21 protein-coding genes and 2 tRNA genes are annotated in these 18,263 nt (G+C 64.2%); 11 read left to right on the forward strand and 12 right to left on the reverse strand.

The genetic code is table 11. The annotated features are described in order from the left end of the window. Positions 1 to 32: 32 nt before the first annotated feature. Complete coding sequence (locus tag ACSU1L_RS01630) at positions 33 to 1,733, reverse strand: long-chain-fatty-acid--CoA ligase (protein ID WP_439254440.1); 1,701 nt, start codon at positions 1,731 to 1,733, stop codon at positions 33 to 35. Between the two features lie 61 nt (positions 1,734 to 1,794). Between ACSU1L_RS01630 and gatC the strand changes: the two genes are divergently transcribed. The 6 genes from gatC to ACSU1L_RS01660 are packed head-to-tail and all read left to right on the forward strand — an operon-like array spanning position 1,795 to position 7,385. Further along, complete coding sequence (gene gatC / locus ACSU1L_RS01635) at positions 1,795 to 2,094, forward strand: Asp-tRNA(Asn)/Glu-tRNA(Gln) amidotransferase subunit GatC (RefSeq protein ID WP_438254341.1); 300 nt, start codon at positions 1,795 to 1,797, stop codon at positions 2,092 to 2,094. Then, positions 2,091 to 3,608 (forward strand): Asp-tRNA(Asn)/Glu-tRNA(Gln) amidotransferase subunit GatA, encoded by a 1,518-nt coding sequence (gatA, locus tag ACSU1L_RS01640; RefSeq protein WP_439254443.1) that lies wholly within the window; start codon positions 2,091 to 2,093, stop codon positions 3,606 to 3,608. The genes gatC and gatA overlap by 4 nt, the downstream gene beginning before the upstream one ends. Then, positions 3,608 to 5,137, forward strand: a complete 1,530-nt coding sequence (gatB, locus tag ACSU1L_RS01645; protein ID WP_439254445.1) for an Asp-tRNA(Asn)/Glu-tRNA(Gln) amidotransferase subunit GatB — start codon at positions 3,608 to 3,610, stop codon at positions 5,135 to 5,137. Before gatA ends, gatB begins: the two co-directional genes overlap by 1 nt. Before the next feature lie 39 nt (positions 5,138 to 5,176). Further along, positions 5,177 to 6,433 carry a DNA polymerase IV gene (gene dinB / locus ACSU1L_RS01650; RefSeq protein ID WP_438254344.1) on the forward strand — a complete coding sequence of 419 codons (1,257 nt, stop codon included), beginning with the start codon at positions 5,177 to 5,179 and terminating at the stop codon, positions 6,431 to 6,433. 51 nt (positions 6,434 to 6,484) lie between these two features. Beyond that, complete coding sequence (locus tag ACSU1L_RS01655; protein WP_438254345.1) at positions 6,485 to 6,820, forward strand: hypothetical protein; 336 nt, start codon at positions 6,485 to 6,487, stop codon at positions 6,818 to 6,820. Then, complete coding sequence (locus ACSU1L_RS01660) at positions 6,804 to 7,385, forward strand: hypothetical protein (RefSeq protein WP_439254448.1); 582 nt, start codon at positions 6,804 to 6,806, stop codon at positions 7,383 to 7,385. Before ACSU1L_RS01655 ends, ACSU1L_RS01660 begins: the two co-directional genes overlap by 17 nt. Here ACSU1L_RS01660 and ACSU1L_RS01665 read toward each other — a convergent pair. The 7 genes from ACSU1L_RS01665 to ACSU1L_RS01695 form a co-directional block, all read right to left on the reverse strand. Further along, on the reverse strand, positions 7,382 to 7,891 hold the full coding sequence (locus ACSU1L_RS01665; RefSeq protein ID WP_439254450.1) for a DUF2017 family protein: 510 nt from the start codon (positions 7,889 to 7,891) through the stop codon (positions 7,382 to 7,384). The two genes, ACSU1L_RS01660 and ACSU1L_RS01665, sit on opposite strands and share 4 nt — an antisense overlap. Beyond that, a complete protein-coding gene (clpS, locus tag ACSU1L_RS01670) occupies positions 7,888 to 8,184 on the reverse strand; it encodes an ATP-dependent Clp protease adapter ClpS (protein WP_438254350.1) in 297 nt (98 codons plus the stop codon). Before clpS ends, ACSU1L_RS01665 begins: the two co-directional genes overlap by 4 nt. After that, entirely contained in the window at positions 8,181 to 8,528 is a 348-nt protein-coding gene (locus ACSU1L_RS01675) for a metallopeptidase family protein (RefSeq protein ID WP_438254351.1), read from the reverse strand. Before ACSU1L_RS01675 ends, clpS begins: the two co-directional genes overlap by 4 nt. A gap of 75 nt (positions 8,529 to 8,603) precedes the next feature. Then, a tRNA-His gene (locus ACSU1L_RS01680) sits at positions 8,604 to 8,679 on the reverse strand. Between the two features lie 36 nt (positions 8,680 to 8,715). After that, a complete protein-coding gene (gene orn, locus ACSU1L_RS01685) occupies positions 8,716 to 9,342 on the reverse strand; it encodes an oligoribonuclease (protein WP_439254452.1) in 627 nt (208 codons plus the stop codon). Between the two features lie 37 nt (positions 9,343 to 9,379). Then, a tRNA-Arg gene (locus tag ACSU1L_RS01690) sits at positions 9,380 to 9,454 on the reverse strand. Between the two features lie 73 nt (positions 9,455 to 9,527). After that, positions 9,528 to 9,797, reverse strand: a complete 270-nt coding sequence (locus ACSU1L_RS01695) for a hypothetical protein (protein WP_438254354.1) — start codon at positions 9,795 to 9,797, stop codon at positions 9,528 to 9,530. Positions 9,798 to 9,989: 192 nt separating this feature from the next. On the opposite strand from ACSU1L_RS01695, the gene ACSU1L_RS01700 reads away from it, so the two are divergent. From ACSU1L_RS01700 to ACSU1L_RS01715, 4 genes are all read left to right on the forward strand, one after another. Next, complete coding sequence (locus ACSU1L_RS01700; RefSeq protein WP_438254355.1) at positions 9,990 to 10,502, forward strand: single-stranded DNA-binding protein; 513 nt, start codon at positions 9,990 to 9,992, stop codon at positions 10,500 to 10,502. A 68-nt stretch (positions 10,503 to 10,570) separates the two neighbouring features. Further along, the gene (locus ACSU1L_RS01705) at positions 10,571 to 11,071 is read left to right on the forward strand and encodes a DUF6993 domain-containing protein (RefSeq protein ID WP_439254454.1); all 501 of its coding nucleotides are present in this window, start codon (positions 10,571 to 10,573) and stop codon (positions 11,069 to 11,071) included. 154 nt (positions 11,072 to 11,225) lie between these two features. Continuing rightward, a complete protein-coding gene (ettA, locus tag ACSU1L_RS01710) occupies positions 11,226 to 12,905 on the forward strand; it encodes an energy-dependent translational throttle protein EttA (RefSeq protein ID WP_438254357.1) in 1,680 nt (559 codons plus the stop codon). Next, complete coding sequence (locus tag ACSU1L_RS01715; protein WP_439254456.1) at positions 12,898 to 13,404, forward strand: acyl-CoA thioesterase; 507 nt, start codon at positions 12,898 to 12,900, stop codon at positions 13,402 to 13,404. The genes ettA and ACSU1L_RS01715 overlap by 8 nt, the downstream gene beginning before the upstream one ends. A gap of 5 nt (positions 13,405 to 13,409) precedes the next feature. Here the strand turns inward: ACSU1L_RS01715 and ACSU1L_RS01720 are convergent, their stop codons facing one another. Continuing rightward, positions 13,410 to 14,297 (reverse strand): acyl-CoA thioesterase, encoded by an 888-nt coding sequence (locus tag ACSU1L_RS01720; RefSeq protein ID WP_438254360.1) that lies wholly within the window; start codon positions 14,295 to 14,297, stop codon positions 13,410 to 13,412. Positions 14,298 to 14,345: 48 nt separating this feature from the next. Between ACSU1L_RS01720 and ACSU1L_RS01725 the strand changes: the two genes are divergently transcribed. Continuing rightward, the gene (locus ACSU1L_RS01725; protein ID WP_439254458.1) at positions 14,346 to 15,014 is read left to right on the forward strand and encodes a hypothetical protein; all 669 of its coding nucleotides are present in this window, start codon (positions 14,346 to 14,348) and stop codon (positions 15,012 to 15,014) included. Between the two features lie 6 nt (positions 15,015 to 15,020). On the opposite strand, the gene ACSU1L_RS01730 is transcribed toward ACSU1L_RS01725, so the two are convergent. From ACSU1L_RS01730 to ACSU1L_RS01740, 3 genes are read right to left on the reverse strand one after another with little or no spacing between them, the layout of a single operon-like run. Continuing rightward, positions 15,021 to 16,679: an FAD-binding dehydrogenase gene (locus tag ACSU1L_RS01730; protein WP_439254460.1), complete on the reverse strand. Its 1,659-nt coding sequence runs from the start codon at positions 16,677 to 16,679 to the stop codon at positions 15,021 to 15,023. Then, positions 16,676 to 17,128, reverse strand: coding sequence for a globin (locus ACSU1L_RS01735; RefSeq protein ID WP_438254363.1), 453 nt, complete (start codon positions 17,126 to 17,128; stop codon positions 16,676 to 16,678). The genes ACSU1L_RS01730 and ACSU1L_RS01735 overlap by 4 nt, the downstream gene beginning before the upstream one ends. Next, positions 17,125 to 18,198, reverse strand: coding sequence for a mechanosensitive ion channel family protein (locus tag ACSU1L_RS01740; RefSeq protein ID WP_439254462.1), 1,074 nt, complete (start codon positions 18,196 to 18,198; stop codon positions 17,125 to 17,127). The genes ACSU1L_RS01735 and ACSU1L_RS01740 overlap by 4 nt, the downstream gene beginning before the upstream one ends. Between the last annotated feature and the right edge of the window lie 65 nt (positions 18,199 to 18,263).

Below are 18,263 nucleotides of genomic sequence, written 5' to 3' on the forward strand. Positions count from 1 at the left end.
CTGAGAAGGTGCCTGATGACGCGGCCGACGCGCTACTGATCCTTGGTCGATTCGATCAACTGTTCACGCACCTGACGTCGCAGGACCTTACCGATCATCGACGTGGGAAGTTCGTCGGTGACGAACAATCGTCTGGGCACCTTGTAGGGGGTCAGGATGCCTCGCACGAAATCACGGACGTCCTGCTCATCGAGTTCCACTCCGGCATCCATGACCACGGCAGCGACGACCTCTTCTCCGCTGTGACCGCTGGGGAGTCCGACGACGGCCGCATCGGCGATGGCGGGGTGCTGTCGCAGTGCGATCTCCACTTCGGTCGGTGAGACGTTGAATCCACCGGTGATGATGAGCTCTTTGATGCGGTCAACGACACGGAGGAAGCCCTTCTCATCCATCGTGACCACATCTCCGGTGCGGAACCAGCCGTCGTGGAAGACCGCGGCTGTCGCTTCCGGGCGCCCGTAGTAGCCGGAGAACACCTGGGGACCCCGCACGAGCAGCTCGCCCGGCGCGCCCACGGCGACGTCGCGATTGAGGTCGTCTTGATCTGCGACACGCACCTCGGTGCCAGGAATCGGCAGTCCGATGCTTCCGGCCACCCGGTTCGGCGCCACGGGGTTCACCATCAACACCGGTGAGCATTCGGAAAGACCGTAGCCCTCGACGAGGTAGCCGCCGGTCGCAGCCTCCCACGGCTCGACGAGTTTCGCGTCCAGTGCCATGGCTCCGGATACGCCGATACCGGTCCCCGCCAGGGAAATCCCGCGTTCACGGGCTCGAATGAGGAGGCGCTCTGCGATCGGCGGTACCAGCGGCAGCACCGTGGCCGGCCGCTTGCGTGTGACGTCGAGCACCATGTCCGGATCGAACTTGGGGAACAACACCAGACGCGCGGCCATCGACATCGCAAACGTCAGACACAGCGTCAGCCCATAGGCGTGGAACATGGGCAGGACCGCGTAGAACACTGTTCCTGCGCCACGTTGCACCTCGGGAATCCACGCGCCGGCCTGCATGGCATTGGCGAGCAGATTGCGGTGCGTCAGCGAGGCGCCCTTCGGGTCACCGGTGGTGCCGCTGGTGTATTGGATGATTGCGAGCTCACTGACGCCCGGACGCGGATGCGAGGACGCGATCGGCTCATGGGCAAGGATCTGCTCCCATTTGAGTACGCCATGCACAGGAGAGGTGAGCTGAGCGCGCTTAGCTCGCAACGAGGGGACCGGCAGACGGAGTGCGATTCTCATGAGTGCTGGCATCGCATGGGTGATGTCGACCGAGATCAGCGTGTTCACGGTGAGGTCCGCGGGGAACTCCTGCACCGTCGGGGCGACTTTGCTCCAGACGATCGCATGTGTGGCCCCGTGGTCGGAGAACTGCTTGCGCAGCTCCCGCGGTGTGTAGAGCGGGTTGTGTTCGACGACGACCGCGCCCAGGCGCAGCACCGCGTAGAACGCGATGATGTGCTGCGGGCAGTTGGGCAGAATGATTGCGACCGGGTCTCCCGCGCGCACGCCGCACTGGTGCAGACCAGCCGCGGCACGTTCGATCGACTCCTGCAACTGCCGGTAGGTCGTCTCCTGGCCGAAGAACTCCAACGCGACAGCATCCGGGTAGTCGCGAGCGGATGCCTCCACGATGTCGAGGAGGGAACCGTTAATCTCGCCGAGATCGGATGGGACACCGGGAGCATAAGACGAGGTCCACGGACGAGGGGGATCGAAGATCGGCATGAATATCAGCCTATGGGCACACGCGGCAGGTCTCACGCGGTGTGCGCCTTAGACTGGAGTGGTGTCTGAAATCACCCCTGATCTTGTGCGCCATCTCGGCGTGCTTGCGCGCATCCAGCTGAACGACGACGAGGTGACTCGCCTGACCGGTGAACTCGACGCCATCGTCGACAACATCGCAAAGGTGTCGGAGGTGGCGACGCCGGACGTCCCGGCCACCAGCCACCCGATCCCGCTCGCGAACGTCTTCCGTCCCGACGTGGTCGGCGAGACGCTCACGCATGAGCAGGTGCTGCAGAACGCCCCGGATGCCGCCGACGGCCGCTTCCGCGTAACCGCGATCCTGGGAGAAGAACAGTGAGCGACATCATCCGCCTCACCGCCGCAGAGCTTGCCGCCAAATTGACCAGCGGTGAAGTCTCCAGCCGCGAGGCCACTCAGGCGCACCTCGACCGGATCGCCGCCGTTGACGGCGACGTCCACGCATTCCTGCACGTGAACGAGGGCGCACTGGCTGCTGCCGACGCCGTTGACGCACGGCGCGCCGCGGGGGAGGAGCTGGGCTCTCTGGCCGGCGTTCCGCTCGCGATCAAGGACGTCCTGGTCACCACCGATCAGCCCACCACGAGCGGTTCGAAGATCCTCGAGGGCTATATGTCGCCGTACGACGCGACCGTGGTCGCCCGTTCGCGCGCTGCTGGTCTCGTTCCGCTGGGCAAGACCAACATGGACGAGTTCGCCATGGGCTCCTCCACCGAACACTCCGCGTACGGCCCCACGCGCAACCCCTGGGATCTCGACCGGATCCCTGGTGGTTCCGGCGGTGGCTCGGCCGCCGCAGTGGCAGCGTTCGAGGCGCCGCTCGCGCTCGGCTCGGACACCGGCGGATCGATTCGTCAGCCCGCCCACGTGACCGGGACGGTCGGCCTCAAGCCGACCTACGGCGGCGTCAGCCGCTACGGTGCGATCGCGCTGGCATCGAGCCTCGATCAGGTCGGTCCTGTCACGCGAACAGTGCTCGACTCCGGGCTGCTGCACGACATCATCGGCGGGCACGACCCCAAGGATTCCACCTCGCTGACCGACGCGTGGCCGTCGTTCGCAGAAGCTGCCCGTGAGGGCGCCCGCGGAGACGTGCTGAAAGGTCTGAAGGTCGGCGTCATCAAGGAGCTGCCGGACTCGGGCTTCCAGCCTGGTGTTGCGGCATCCTTCCGCGCTTCTCTCGACATCCTCGAGGCGAACGGCGCGGAGATCATCGAAATCTCGACCCCGCACTTCGAGTACGGCGTGGCCGCCTACTACCTGATTCTGCCGGCCGAGGCATCCAGCAACTTGGCGAAGTTCGACTCCGTGCGCTTCGGCATGCGCGTCATACCCGAAGGTGCCGCCACCGTTGAAGACGTGATGTCGGCGACGCGTGAAGCTGGCTTCGGGGACGAGGTCAAACGCCGCATCATCCTCGGAACGTATGCGCTCTCGGCCGGATATTACGACGCCTACTACGGCAGCGCGCAGAAGGTGCGCACGCTCATCCAGCGGGACTTCGACAAAGCGTTCGCCGAGGTCGACGTGATTGCGACCCCGACCGCTCCGACCACGGCGTTCAAGATCGGCGAGCGCATCGGCGACCCGCTGCAGATGTACTTGAACGATCTGACGACGATCCCGGCGAACCTTGCTGGCGTCCCCGGGATCTCGATCCCGTCCGGGCTTGCTGACGACGACGGTCTGCCCGTCGGCATCCAGTTCCTGGCCCCCGCTTACGAGGATGCCCGGTTGTATCGCGTCGGCGCGGCTCTGGAGACCGCACTCGTCGACTCGTGGGGAGCACCACTGCTCACGCGGGCACCCCAGCTCGCAGGAGGGAACCGCTGATGACCGCGGCAAAGCTTATGGACTTCGACAAGGCTCTCGAGATGTTCGAGCCGGTGCTCGGTTTCGAGGTGCACGTCGAGTTGAACACCAATACGAAGATGTTCTCGGATGCCCCGAACCCGGCGAACGAGAAATACCACGCCGCGGAGCCGAACACGCTCATCGCTGCTGTGGATCTGGGTCTTCCCGGTGCGCTGCCGGTCGTGAACGCGACCGCCATCGAATCGTCGATCAGTCTCGGACTCGCGCTGAACTGCTCGATCGCAGCATCCAGTCGTTTCGCTCGAAAGAACTACTTCTACCCCGACCTGGGTAAGAACTACCAGATCTCGCAGTACGACGAGCCGATCGCCTACGAGGGATCCGTCGTGGTCGAGTTGGAGGACGGCACACTCGTCACGATTCCGATCGAGCGCGCGCACATGGAAGAGGATGCCGGAAAGCTCACCCACATGGGCGGTGCCACCGGGCGCATCCAGGGTGCTGAGTACTCGCTCGTCGATTACAACCGTGCCGGTGTCCCGTTGGTCGAGATCGTCACGAACATCATCTACGGCGCGGAGCACCGTGCTCCCGAGATCGCGAAGGCGTACGTCGCCACGATCCGTGACATCGTGCGCAGCCTCGGCATTTCCGAAGCGCGTCTCGAGCGCGGCAACCTGCGCTGCGATGCGAACGTCTCGCTGCGTCCGCGTGTCGCCGAGGGTGCAGAACCAGCACCGTTGGGGACGCGCACGGAGACGAAGAACGTCAACTCCATGCGTTCGGTGGAGCGTGCTGTTCGCCACGAGATCCAGCGTCAGGCGCAGATCCTCGCAGATGGCGGCACCATCACGCAGGAGACCCGGCACTGGCACGAGGACACCGGTACGACTTCGCCGGGCCGTCCGAAGTCGGATGCTGATGACTACCGGTACTTCCCGGAGCCCGACCTGCTGCCCGTGCAGCCTGCGATCGAACTCATCGAAAAGTTGCGGGCAGAGCTTCCCGAGCAGCCCGTCACGCGACGCCGCCGGTTGAAGGCAGAGTGGAGCTTCACGGATCTGGAGTTCCAAGATGTGCGCAACAGCGGTCTGATCGATGAGGTCGAGGCGACGATCGCTGCGGGTGCGGCTCCTGCCGCTGCGCGCAAGTGGTGGACCGGCGAGATCTCTCGTCTGGCGAACACCCAGGACAAGGTCGCCGCAGATCTCATCAGCCCGGAGAACGTCGCCGCGCTGCAGAAGCTCGTGGATGAGGGAACCCTCACCGACAAGCTTGCGCGTCAGGTGCTCGAAGGTGTTGTCGCCGGTGAGGGAACTCCGCAAGAGGTCGTCGATGCGCGCGGTCTTGCTGTCGTCTCAGACGATGGCGCGCTGATCGCTGCTATCGATGACGCTTTCGCTGCCCAGCCCGACGTGCTTGCCAAGATCAAGGACGGCAAGGTGCAGGCTGCTGGTGCCGTGATCGGTGCTGTGATGAAGGCGATGAAGGGACAGGCAGACGCCGCCCGCGTGCGTGAGCTGATCCTGGAGCGTGCTGCGGGGTAGTCGTCTGAGAATGTCGCACGCATCGGCGAGAATGGATGCATGGGACGAGGCGACGGGCGAGGCAGACTCGTCTCTCCTGACGGGGCGGATGACACCGGCACCCGGATCCTCCACGTTGACATGGACGCGTTCTATGCGGCCGTCGAAGTGCTCGATGATCCATCGCTGGCGGGACTTCCTCTGATCATCGGTGCGCCGGACGGACGCTCGGTCGTCTCCAGCGCATCGTATGAAGCTCGCCGGTACGGTGTGCGCGCGGCGATGCCGGTGGGACAGGCAATGCGACTGTGCCCGACGGCTCGGATCGTCATGCCGCACTTCGAGCGCTACCAGGAGATCTCCCGGCAGGTGATGGCGGTGTTCGAGTCGATCACTCCGCTGGTCGAACCGCTCTCGGTGGATGAGGCATTCCTGGATGTTCAGGGGGTGCGGCGGCTCTGGGGGAGTCCGGGCGAGATCGCTCATCTCGTGCGGAAGCGGATTCATGCAGAGGTCGGGATCACCTGCAGCGTGGGCGTCGCCGCCACCAAACACGTCGCCAAGATTGCCTCGACGATATCGAAACCCAATGGGCTCCTCATTGTCGCGGCTGCGGATACTGCTGACTTCCTGGAACCGCTGTCGGTGCGCGCGATGTGGGGTGTCGGGCCGAAGGCGGCTGAGACGCTGGAGGGACGCGGCATCCGAACTATCGGTGACATCCGCCAATCCCCGCAGGACATGCTCGATCGGGCCGTGGGGCCCGCGTTGGGCGCTCGAATCGCCCAGCTGTCCCGGGGTGAGGATGCTCGCGCAGTTGAGGTGGAGCGCGTCGAGAAGAGCATCGGACATGAAGAGACCTTCGACGTCGACGTCTCCGACCGTGAGTTCCTGCGCGCCGAGTTGTTACGGCTTGCGGATCGGGTCGCTGTTCGCCTTCGCCGGGCGGATTGGGAGTGTGGGACTGTTGCAATCAAGATCCGCTTCGATGACTTCTCCACGCTGAGCCGATCCCAAACGTTGTCCGAGCCGACATCTGTCGGTCAGCGGATCGGAGAAGCGGCGCAGACGCTGTACGAGTCGATCGACCGGCGTGATCCAGTCCGACTCGTGGGCGTTCGCGCGGAGAAGTTGCGCCCGGCTGGGGGAGCAGCCTTCGCGCTGTGGGACGACGATGAGCATTGGCGCAAGGTCGAGGGCGCACTGGATGATGCGCGTGCTCGTTTCGGGAACACGACGATCAGTCGGGCGCGTCACCTGGGTCGAGGTGCCGGACGCGGTGCACCGCAGCACCCCCAGGCGCACGGACTCGACTGACAACGGTCAGATTCATCTGCGCAGATGGACGTTCCGCGATAGCGTTGCCTCATGCCTAACATCGCAGTAGAACTCGGAGAACAAGTAGCCGCATTCGGCGTGAAGAGCGCCTACGGTGAGCCGCAGGATGTCGATGGGGTGAGCATTACCCCTGTCGCTCTGACCATGTCGGGATTCGCTGGAGGAACGGGAACCGGCGGCGAGGGCGGCGGCAGCGGCGAGGGTGGGAGCGGCGGAGGTGTGTCCATTCCGCTTGGCGTATATGTCCGACGCGAGGAAGGACTGCGTTTCGAGCCGAATCTGGTCACGCTGCTTGCGGTAGCGATCCCGTTCGTCTGCGTGGCAGGTCGTGCTCTCACGCGCGTGATCCGTGCACTCAAGAAGTAGCGACCCAGTCACGCTCGCACTGCAGCGTGGAGCTGCCAGCATCCTGGATGCGATCGTCGATGTGGCCGCATCCAACCCGGTCGTGTTGATCGATGGTCGGGCCGGCGCCGGGAAGTCCACGCTCGCGCGTCTGGTCGCGGCGAACTGGCCGCTGGCAGGACGACCGCAACTCATTGCGCTGGACTCGCTCTACCCAGGCTGGGACGGGATGGACGCGGGTGTGGAGCGTGCACTGCACGATATTCTTCGGCCGCACGCCCGCGGGTTGCTCAGCACCTGGCGGCGCTGGGATTGGGAGCTGGAGATGGAAGCGGAAGCGAGCGCAGTGACGCCCGCGCTCGGTGTCATACTCGAGGGTTGCGGCGCGCTCAACCCGGCTACGGCTCGACTGGCTGATGTGCGCGTATGGGTGCAGTCACCGGAGCCTGCGCGTAAACGACGCGCGCTCGAGCGCGATGGTGACACCTTCCGACCGCACTGGGACCGGTGGGCCGCACAGGAGGACAGTCACATTCGCCGTCACGATCCGCACGAGCTCGCGACGCTGACCGTCACGATTCCTTAGAACGCCGTCTCGTCCACGTCGTCGGCCAGCGTGAGCAGGGTGTCGAGACGGTAGGCGAGCCAGTCGTAGACGCCGAAGCGCGGGTCGTCCGGATCGCGCTGTTCATCGTCGGTGGTGATGTCCAACCGTGACGCGATCACCAGGCGGATCGCGGTGAGTGTGCGCAGCCACGCGTCAAGGTCTTCCGGCGGGATAGTGATGTCTCGGGGTGTGAGCGCTTGTTCTTCGGTGAGCGTCTCGGAATCAGCGGTGACGAAAGGGGCGAGAGCGTGTTGCACACGCGTGGCGTCCTGGACACGACGATCGATCAGGTCATCGCGGGTTGCTGATCGGAACTCGGCCGAGGCTGCGGCATCCTCCGGGTAGACATCGGGAGTGAGTCGATCGATGCCAGGGTCGGATGTGTCGGCGGACATCGCCAGAACACTGGTGAACTCGTCGATGAGTCCGCTGAGGTGCAAGCACTCGATGGTCGCCAGCGGTAGGCGGATGCTGCGTCCGTTCACTGCGGGGCCAATCTCACCGTGGCCCACAAGCCGTAGTCGTGCATGGCTTGGGCATGAACCTCCATCGTCTCGCGGGGTCCGGTGGCAACGATCGCGTGTCCATCGTGGTGGACGGCGAGCATGAGCTGAGTCGCGTGTTCGACGGAGTATCCGAAGTACGAGCGGAATACGCGCACGACATAGTTCATGAGGTTGACCGGGTCATTCCAGACCACGACTTGCCACGGCTGCGCGGGAACGGCGTGCAGATCGGTGAGGTCGTCGAGTTCGGGGAGCACCGCGGGGATTGTCATGCCCATCCCAGCTCGTGCAGTTGGGCGTCATTGATGCCGTAGAAGTGTGCGATCTCGTGGACGAGAGTGGTGTGGACTTCGTCGCGCAGCTCTTCTTCGGTGTCGCACTGAGCGAGATGCGGTTCGCGGAATACGACGATGCGGTCGGGGAGTTCACCCATGCCGTACTGGCCGCGTTCGGTGAGCGCGAGCCCATCGTAGACGCCCAGGAGGTCGAGGCTGCCGTCTTCCGGGCGGTCCTCAACGACGAAGATGACGTTGTCGAGTCCGTCAACCATCTCATCGGGCAGCTGATCGAGCTCGTCGATGACGAGCCGTTCGAAAGCTGGGGCATCCATCTCCATCACCATCCAGCCTATTGCGCTGAGCCATGGTCGGGAGAATGCAGAAGGCCCGAGTGTTCAACTCGGGCCTTCCTGTGGGGTGGCTAACGGGGCTTGAACCCGCGACCCCCGCGACCACAACGCGGTGCTCTACCAACTGAGCTATAGCCACCATGTGCCCGCCGAAACAGGCAACTAGAAGAGTGTATTACACCTCTGGGCTGAATGACGAAACGGTGCGCGCGGCGATGTCTCGTGCCTCATCGCTGGTCGGGCCTGGCTCGGCGACGAACACGGCTTCGCGGTAGTAACGAAGCTCTCGAATCGACTCCAGGATGTCGGCGAGTGCGCGGTGTCCGCCGTTTTTGGCGGGGGCCTGGAAGAAGACTCGTGGGTACCAGCGCCGGGACAATTCTTTGATGCTGGAGACGTCGACATTGCGGTAGTGCAGCCACTGATCGATCTGCGGCATGTACTTCGCCAGGAACATGCGATCGGTGCCGATCGTGTTTCCTGCGAGCGGCGCCTTGCGCTCCAGCGGGACAAATCTCTTGATATATGCCAGCGTCTGCGCCTCAGCATCTGCCAGTGAGATGCCCTGCGGAATTTCCTCGATGAGCCCGGACGACGTGTGCATTTGCGTGACGAAGTCGTTCATATTCGCCAGAGCGGAGTCATTGGGCTTAATGACCACCTGGAACCCCGGATCAATGGGGCGCAGCTCGAAGTCTGTGATGACGACGGCGATCTCGACGAGTTCATCCACCGCGAGGTCGAGACCTGTCATTTCGCAGTCGATCCAGACAAGACGGTCATTTTCGGACGCAGATACCATGACTCGATTCTATCGAGAGCACGGACACTGAACGCTGTGGTCCCCCAGGCACGATTCGAACGTGCGACCGGCGACTTAGAAGATCGATGCTCTTCCGCTGAGCTACTGGGGGTCGACATCTAGATTAGCGATGTTTTCCCGCTCGGCTGCAATCATCGGCGCTCGCGCTGTCCTCGCAGACCGCGCTACCCGTTTCGTAGGGCTTGCACCGCATCGTCGGGACGCCAGAAGTCACCGACCAGCCGGAAAGCACCCGATGCCAGGTGCAGGCGTTCGGCGCGGTACCGGAGGCCCAGCGGGTCGGCGATGATTCGCAGGTGGCCGAGGATGCGTCCGGCGGCGTCTTCGACGCGCCAGAGATGATCGGATGCGCGTACCAGGTGCTCACGCGTCGAGGAGAGAGCAGGGGAGGAGTACGGAACCTCGGGCAAATGCTGGAGTTGAGTGGTGGACATCGGAATCTCCTTTCGACTCGAACATATGAGCGACCACCGACATTCATCCCGCGTTCGATGGAATCCTTTCCTGCACTGACCTGCGTATTGCACGAGTTGTCCACCGAACGTGGGTATCGGCCTGCGTGCTGGCCGTAACACCGGCACGCTGTTGTGATCCGGGTACGCCCCGGGAACACAAAGGAGACAGCTATGAACGACACCGTGACGATCCTGGGACGAGTAGGTGCTGATCCGAACCGGAGCGCGACCACGACCGGGGTCCCTGTTGTGAACTTCCGCGTCGCGAGTCCGCAGCGCCGGTACGACTCGAAGGTGCAGGCGTGGGTGGAGACCGGCACCAACTGGTACAACGTGTCGGCGTTCCGCCAGCTCGCCGATCATGCGAAGGCGTCGCTGCGCCAGGGGGACGGAGTGATCGTCACCGGCAAACTCAAGCTGCGTGAGTGGGAGAGCGGCGGTCGCAAGGGAATGAGCGCTGATATCGAGGCCGAGGCCATCGGTCACGACCTGCGGTGGGGGGCGAGCGCGTATGTGAAGGCGAACAGCGCGTCGGCTGCGCCGCAGCCGCTATCTGATGCGAGCGCCGAGATCAGCGCCGATCAGAGCACTGCCCCTGCAGTGCACGCACCCGACGATAGTGAGGAGGATCTTGAGCTGGAAGAAGCGGAACTCGTGCCCTCGACGAACTGGTCAGCGAACTGAGCCCAGTCATGCTCTACGCGTGGCGGGGCCTGAGAGCGCGAGACGGGGTGCGCGCGTAGGATCGGAGCGTGCCCCGTCGACTTCATTCCCTGCGCTCGCTGCTCGCCCTGGCTGCATCGACGGTAATCATCGGTCTCGCGCTGACAGCGTGCACTCCCCAGCCCACTGCCGATCCAGAACCGTCAGGGGAGCCAGCGGTGAGCAGTGCCCCGACGACCACTCCCGCGCCCGAGCCGAGTTTTCACCCCGACGGAACCGCTGAAGACAACCTTCCGGTCTTCACGAAGATCGTCGAACAGGTCGGAGCTTCTCCGGAGAACGTCTCCGGGCGGGCGTACATCGACGCGCTCGTGGCCGCAGGATTCGATCGCGCCGGCATGCAGGTCACCGAAGACGGCACCACTGTGGGAAATCCTGCCGAAAGCATCCAGTTCTCCGTCCGCTGGGGCGAAGACCTCTGCCTGGTCGGACAGGTGGGACCGTCAACCGGTGCCCCCGTCACGATGATCATGGATCAGCTTGCCGAGGGGCGCTGCCTGATCGGGAATACGCGTCCGATCGATTGGTGATTGGTAGCGCTCAGCTCCCTCGTCGAACCCGCCGAGTATCGGGCAGACCCTCAGTGACGGTGACGGATCCCGGGTAAGCTGGTACAAGACTTTGTGTGCCGTCACGACGGTGCGACAACGGATCATGTACGACGAGATAGGGCGTTGAAACGGTATGGCAGAGTACATCTACTCGATGGTGCGTGCGCGGAAGGCAGTGGGCGAGAAGCTCATCCTGGATGACGTGACGATGTCGTTCCTTCCCGGAGCGAAGATCGGTATGGTCGGCCCGAACGGTGCCGGTAAGTCGACGATCCTCAAGATCATGGCAGGCCTCGACATCCCGTCAAACGGTGAAGCCAAGCTCTCCCCGGGGTTCACTGTCGGCATTCTGTTGCAGGAGCCCGAGCTCGACGAATCGAAGACTGTCCTGGAGAACATCCAGGACGGCGTCGCTATCAAGGCGAAGCTCGATCGCTTCAACGAGATCTCGGCGCTGATGGCCGATCCGGATGCTGATTTCGACACGCTGCTGGCTGAGATGGGTGTGCTGCAGGAAGAGATCGACGCCGCTGACGGCTGGGATCTCGACTCGCAGCTCGAGCAGGCCATGGATGCGCTGCGCACCCCGCCCGGAGACGCTGCGATCGCCCCGCTGTCCGGTGGTGAGAAGCGCCGCGTCGCACTGGCGAAGCTGCTGCTCCAGAAGCCTGATCTGTTGCTGTTGGATGAGCCGACTAACCACCTCGATGCCGAAAGCGTTCTCTGGCTCGAGCAGCACCTGAAGTCCTACAAGGGTGCAGTCATCGCGATCACCCACGACCGGTACTTCCTCGACAACGTCGCAGAGTGGATCGCCGAAGTCGACCGCGGACGCCTGATCGGCTACGAGGGCAACTACTCGACGTATCTGGAGAAGAAGGCCGAGCGCCTCGACATCCAGGGCAAGAAGGACCAGAAGCTCGCGAAGCGCCTCAAGGACGAACTCGAGTGGGTGCGCTCCAGCGCCAAGGGACGCCAGACCAAGTCGAAGGCGCGTCTGGCTCGCTACGAAGAGATGGCAACGGAGGCGGAGCGGACTCGGAAGCTCGACTTCGAGGAGATTCAGATCCCCGCCGGCCCACGTCTGGGCAGCGTCGTGATCGAAGCGAAGAACCTCAAGAAGGGCTTCGGCGACCGCACGCTCATCGACGGCCTGAGCTTCAGCCTGCCGCCCAACGGCATTGTCGGCATCATCGGTGCGAACGGCGTCGGTAAGACCACGTTGTTCAAGTCGATCGTCGGTCTTGAGTCGATCGACAGCGGCGAACTCAAGATCGGTGAGACGGTCAAGATCAGCTATGTCGACCAGTCCCGCTCGAACATCGACCCGGACAAGACGTTGTGGGAGGTCGTCTCTGACGGCCTCGACATCATGATGGTCGGCAAGATCGAGATTCCCTCGCGCGCTTATGTGTCGAAGTTCGGTTTCAAGGGGCCCGACCAGCAGAAGAAGGCCGGGGTACTCTCCGGTGGTGAGCGCAACCGCTTGAACCTCGCCCTGACGCTCAAGGAGGGCGGCAACCTTCTGCTTCTCGACGAGCCGACTAACGACCTCGACGTCGAGACGCTGAGCTCGCTCGAGAATGCCCTGCTGGAGTTCCCCGGCTGCGCCGTGGTCATCACTCACGACCGGTGGTTCCTCGACCGCATCGCCACACACATCCTCGCCTACGAGGGCACCGATGAGAACCCGGCCCAGTGGCACTGGTTCGAGGGCAACTTCGAAGCGTACGAGCAGAACAAGATCGAGCGCCTCGGCCAGGATGCGGCGAACCCGCACCGTTCGACGCACCGCAAGCTCACGCGTGACTGAAGCAGATCGGGAGGCGGGCACAACGCCCGCCTCCCGTATCTCCGTTCCGATCCAGCTGCGCTGGGGAGATCTTGACGCGTACAACCACGTCAACAACACCTCCATGCTGAAGTTGCTCGAAGAAGCGCGTGTGCGTGCATTCTGGGCGCCCGGACCGGGAGAACAGGCACCGCCGACGGCGATCCTGGAGACCGGAATCGAATCCGGCATGCTCTCACTCATCGCACGGCAGGAGATCGAGTACCTCGCGCCCGTTCCGTACCAGCGCCGCCCGCTCGAAGTGCAGTTGTGGTTCGGCAAGATCGGTGGCTCCAGCGTCGATGTCTGCTATGAGGTCTTCAACGACCCCGCAAGCGAGACCCGAGTGCTCTACGCCCGCTCGACGGCGGTGCTGGTGCTGGTGAACGCCGAATCAGGTCGTCCGACGCGAATCACCTCGCAGATGCGCGAAGCCTGGGCGCCGTATATCGGCGACCCTGTCCAGTACGCGCATCGCTGAGAGCGTCAGCGGTCCGCAGGGACGCGGATCATGATCTCCTGCGAGACACTGGCGACCAGCACGCCTTCGCGCGTGTAGACACGGCCGGTAGCCAGACCACGACCGCCGCGAGCATTGGGTGACTCCTGCACGTACAGCAGCCACTCATCGACGCGCGCGGGACGGTGCCACCACATGGCGTGGTCCAGACTCGCCACCTTCAGCCCCGGCGTCACCCAGGACACACCGTGCGCGCGCAGGATCGACTCCTGGATCGTCATATCGCTGAGGTAGGCCAGCGCAGCGCGGTGCAGACGCTGGTCATCCGGCATCGGCGCCCGCAGACGCATCCACACGGCCTGCCGCGCGGCCTGCTCGCCGTCGACGGCGAGATAAATCGGCGGGTCGATATGACGCACTTCAACGGGACGCTCCATCAGCAGCTGCCGCATGACCGGCTTGTTGTCCGGTGCCAGATCTTCATCGGGCGGGATCTGCTCGGGCTGCGGGATGCCGACTGGCATCGGCGTGGAATGTTCGAGCCCGGGAGCCTCGTCCTGGAACGAAGCGATCATTGAGAAGATCGGAACGCCGTTCTGGTACGCCTGCGCCCGTCTGGTCGAAAACGACCGACCATCGTGGATGCGATCGACGGCGATCGTCACGCCCTGGGTGGAATCGCCCGGGCGGAGAAAATACCCGTGCATCGAGTGCACGGCGCGATCCTCTGGCATCGTCCGCTCAGCGGCGATCAGGCATTGGCCGAGCACCTGCCCGCCGTAGATGCGCCCGGTGGGCATACTGTGCGAACTGCCGGTGAAGATGTCTTCGGTGGTCCGCGCTTGGCTCTCATCGAGATCCAGCACGTCCAGCAGGGTGTCAACGGATGCTTGAGCCTGTGCGTCTGCGTTCATGGCGCTCCTCCCGCGACCGTCGATCGCCTCCTTGATAGTTTAGAACGCGTGCACCATCGCCTTGTTCTCGCAGACTCCGACACCGCTCGTGACGTCCTCACCTTTTTCGGCCGAGCAGGATTGGTCTCCGAGGACGGGGTACGGCTGCAGGGCGCGGATGGCATCCTGGCCGTGACCGCTGCTGCGCTGGCGCCCCAGGGGCTGTTCGACCAGACCCCGACGGTTCTCGCCATGCGGATCGTCCGCGCCGATCCGGCGTTGGAGTGCGACATCGTCGTGGACGAACTCACCGCAGATGAAGACGAGCGGATGCTGAAACTACCCGACACCGGACGTTCTCCGGCCTGGGCGGGAGTCGCGCCGCCACGTGGAGGGTGGGAGCGCACCGGAAGCCTGGAATCGTCGGTGATTGCCAACCGAGCCCAATGGGGAATCTCGGCCGTGGCGCGCGGGGCGACACCGGGCGCTGGCGAAGAGGCGGTCCGAGCGCTCCGGGCCGCCATCTGGGGTGAGCCGGACGAGGACCTCGCCGGTCTCCCGCGAGGCGTGGCATTCGCCGCACACGCCTTCGGGTTCATCTCCGGCGAGGAGAACGTCACCGTGACAGCATCCGGGCGCTGGACGCGGTTGGGCTTCGCGCGCGGGCACGTGCTCTCGCGCGGTCCGATGGTCACCGGACTCACCGCCGTTCGCGGAACGGGCGTAGGTGCAGCGTAGCGGGTCCTACTGCGCAGCCGCTCGTCCCGCCTGACGTCCGGAGAACAGGCATCCACCCAAGAAGGTGCCTTCCAGTGCGCGGTACCCGTGCACGCCGCCGCCGCCGAACCCGCTGGCCTCACCCGCAGCGAACAGCCCGGTGATGGCGTTGCCCGAAGAGTCCAGCGCGCGTCCATCGAGGTCGGTCTCGATGCCGCCGAGCGACTTCCGCGTCAGAACGTGCAGCTTCACCGCGATCATCGGGCCGGCCGCCGGGTCCTGCAGTCGATGCGGCGACGCTGTGCGGATGAGTCTGTCGCCGCGGTAGCCGCGCATGGAGCGCAGCATCCCGATCTGCGCATCCTTGCTGAAGTCGTTCTCGATCTCGCGGTCACGAGCGATGACTTCACGGCGAACAGTATCGATGTCGAGCGCTTCGCCGCCGTCGTGCAGGCGCATCTGCTCCAGCAGGCTCTCCAGGTCGTTCTCGACGATGAAGTCCGCGCCCTCGTCGAGGAATGCCTGCACGGGACCGGTCGGGCCCTTCGCCAGACGAGACTTCAGCAGCAGCCCGACATCCTTGCCGGTGAGATCGGGGTTCTGCTCGCTGCCAGAAAGCGCGAACTCCTTCTCGACGATCTGTCGCGACGTGACGAACCAGGAATGGTCGTGCCCGGTCTGGCGCAGGTACTGGAGAGTTCCCAGTGTGTCGAAGCCGGGGAAGAGCGGGACGGGTAGACGTTGTCCCGTGGCATCCAGCCACAGGGATGACGGCCCGGGCAGGATTCGGATGCCGTGCGAAGGCCACACCGGATCCCAATTGCTGATTCCCTCGACGTAATGCCACATGCGGTCGCCGTTGATGAGGTGCGCACCGGCTGCTGCAGATACGGCATGCATCGACCCGTCCACATAGGCCGGCACTCCCGTCACCATGTGCTCAGGAGCTGTGCCCAGCCGCTTCGGCCACGCAGCGCGCACCAGGTCGTGATTTCCGCCGATGCCGCCGGAGGCGACGATGGTCGCACCCGCGGAGATCTCGAAATCACCGGCGACCTCGCGTGATGTGCTGAGGCCGCGGGCACTCGTGGAATCGACGAGACGGTGGCCCCGTGCGCCGATGACAGCGCCATCGGCGCTCAGCAGCTCAGTGACGCGATGGCGGGGGAGCACAGTGAGGGTTCCGGCATCCTCCGCACGGTGAACGGCATCGGCGAACGGTGCGACGATGCCCGGGCCGGTACCCCAGGTGATGTGGAAACGCGGCACCGAGTTTCCCGGACCGATCGCGCCGTAGCCGCCGCGCTCAGCCCACCCGACCACGGGGAAGAAGCCGACGCCGCGCTCACGCAACCAGGCACGTTTCTCACCCGCGGCGAACTGCAGATACGCTTCAGCCCATCGACGCGGCCAGTGGTCCTCGTCGCGGTCGAAACCGGCGTTGCCGAACCAGTCCTGGGTGGCGAGTTCGAGCGAGTCTTTGATTCCGAGGCGTCGCTGCTCCGGTGAATCGACGAAAAACAATCCGCCGAATGACCACCATGCCTGACCGCCCAGGTTCGATCGGGGCTCCTGGTCGAGCAGGATCACTCGTTTACCGGCGGCTGTCGCCTCGGCGGCGGCCACGAGACCGGCCAACCCCCATCCGATCACTAGGACGTCGGCGGACAGGGGTGGGGTCGTCATGCGTTCTCCGTTGAATCCTGACTGGTCGTGCGGGTCTCGAGCGTGGGCCGGCCGGCGGCATCGGGGCCGATACTCGTGGGTTCCATGGTGTTCACCATGGCGTAAGCGGCGCGTTCGAGGTAGTCCCACAGCGTCGCGTCGTGCAGTGCGGACAATTGGACTTCGTCGAGCGAGGTGCGCATGCAGCGCAGCCAGCGGTCACGGGCATCCGGATTGACGTGGAAGGGGTTGTGCCGCATACGCAGGCGCGGATGCCCGCGGCGCTCACTGTATGTCGACGGGCCGCCCCAGTACTGCGCAAGGAACAGCGCGAAGCGCTCTTCTGCGGGGCCGAGATCCTCTTCCGGATACATCGGCTTCAGGACCGGGTCGAGCGCGACCTCGCGGTAGAAGATGTTTACGATCTTCTCGAACGTCGCGTAACCGCCGACCTCATCATAGAAAGTCATTCGCTGTCCTTGGCTTCGTCGTCGTGTGCCTGGGTGTTCTTTTTGCGCCAAATCCCGCGGATCACCGGCGGCACGCCCGTGACCGGATTAGGGCGCGTCAGCGGTGGGTTCGCGCCGCGCACACGACGGGCACCCTCGGGCCCGGTGGGGATGACGGACTCCATACGGGGAATGGTCAGATCCAGCCCCTCAACGGCTGCTTTGAGTCGCATGCGCAGTTCGCGGGCCACGTCATCCTTTGCATTCGCGCGTGTCTTGAGCACAACGCGAATAACCAGAGCATCGCCGGAGATCGACTCCAGGCCCCACACCTCTGGACGTTCGATGATGCGCGTACGCCACTTGGGTTCCTTCGCCAGCTGTTCGGCCGCCGCGAGCAGCGCGCGCTCGACCTCGGCCACATCGGCATCGACGGGCACGCCCAGGTCGATGATCGTGCGCGCCCATCCCTGCGACATGTTTCCGATCCGGAGGATCTCACCGTTGCGCACGTACCAGAGCGTGCCGTTCACATCCCGTAGCTGGGTCACACGCACGCTCACATACTCGACCATGCCGCTGGCGAGACCCACATCCACGACGTCGCCGATTCCGATCTGGTCCTCGGCGACGATGAACAGGCCGTTGAGAACGTCTTTGACGATGTTTTGGGCGCCGAAGCCGAGTCCCGCGCCGACCGCGGCGGTCAGCAGCGTGAGCGAACTCAACAGCGAAGGCGAGAGCGTCCACACGATCAGCAGCAGCGCGATCACCAGAACCACCACGTTGATGATGTTCTGCAGAATCGATCCGAGCGTGCGAGTTCGCTGAATCAGCCGCATATCTGCCAGCGGGGACTGCTCCAGAGCTTGAGTATCGTCCACGTTCGCTTTGGACTTTGCGCTGTTGACGATGCGTTGCACGACGCGCCGGATGACGATGCGCAGCACGAACGTGACAACCAGGGCGACGGCGATGATGATCGCGACGTTCAGCGCGGCGCGGCCACCGCGGGCGAGGGTCTCTAAAAAACCCGTCCAGTCGGCTTGATCCACCGGTTCGACATCTTGGAAATGCGGAAGGGAGAGCACCCCTCGATACTAGCGATCGGGCCCCTGCACCAGCTGGATGAGCTTGGTGGCAGGGGCCCGACGCA

Source organism: Microbacterium sp. A94 (assembly GCF_051842855.1).
Classification (GTDB): Bacteria; Actinomycetota; Actinomycetes; order Actinomycetales; family Microbacteriaceae; genus Microbacterium.

Coding starts and splice junctions, on each gene's coding strand:
- ACSU1L_RS01700 (WP_438254355.1), top strand. CDS start 9,990: ATGAACGACACCGTGACGATCCTGGGACGAGTAGGTGCTGATCCGAAC.
- ACSU1L_RS01720 (WP_438254360.1), bottom strand. CDS start 14,297: ATGAACGCAGACGCACAGGCTCAAGCATCCGTTGACACCCTGCTGGAC.
- clpS (WP_438254350.1), bottom strand. CDS start 8,184: ATGACAATCCCCGCGGTGCTCCCCGAACTCGACGACCTCACCGATCTG.
- ACSU1L_RS01655 (WP_438254345.1), top strand. CDS start 6,485: ATGCCTAACATCGCAGTAGAACTCGGAGAACAAGTAGCCGCATTCGGC.
- ACSU1L_RS01735 (WP_438254363.1), bottom strand. CDS start 17,128: ATGACTTTCTATGATGAGGTCGGCGGTTACGCGACGTTCGAGAAGATC.
- dinB (WP_438254344.1), top strand. CDS start 5,177: ATGGGACGAGGCGACGGGCGAGGCAGACTCGTCTCTCCTGACGGGGCG.
- orn (WP_439254452.1), bottom strand. CDS start 9,342: ATGGTATCTGCGTCCGAAAATGACCGTCTTGTCTGGATCGACTGCGAA.
- ACSU1L_RS01730 (WP_439254460.1), bottom strand. CDS start 16,679: ATGACGACCCCACCCCTGTCCGCCGACGTCCTAGTGATCGGATGGGGG.
- ACSU1L_RS01675 (WP_438254351.1), bottom strand. CDS start 8,528: ATGGAGATGGATGCCCCAGCTTTCGAACGGCTCGTCATCGACGAGCTC.
- ACSU1L_RS01630 (WP_439254440.1), bottom strand. CDS start 1,733: ATGCCGATCTTCGATCCCCCTCGTCCGTGGACCTCGTCTTATGCTCCC.
- ettA (WP_438254357.1), top strand. CDS start 11,226: ATGGCAGAGTACATCTACTCGATGGTGCGTGCGCGGAAGGCAGTGGGC.
- gatB (WP_439254445.1), top strand. CDS start 3,608: ATGACCGCGGCAAAGCTTATGGACTTCGACAAGGCTCTCGAGATGTTC.
- ACSU1L_RS01695 (WP_438254354.1), bottom strand. CDS start 9,797: ATGTCCACCACTCAACTCCAGCATTTGCCCGAGGTTCCGTACTCCTCC.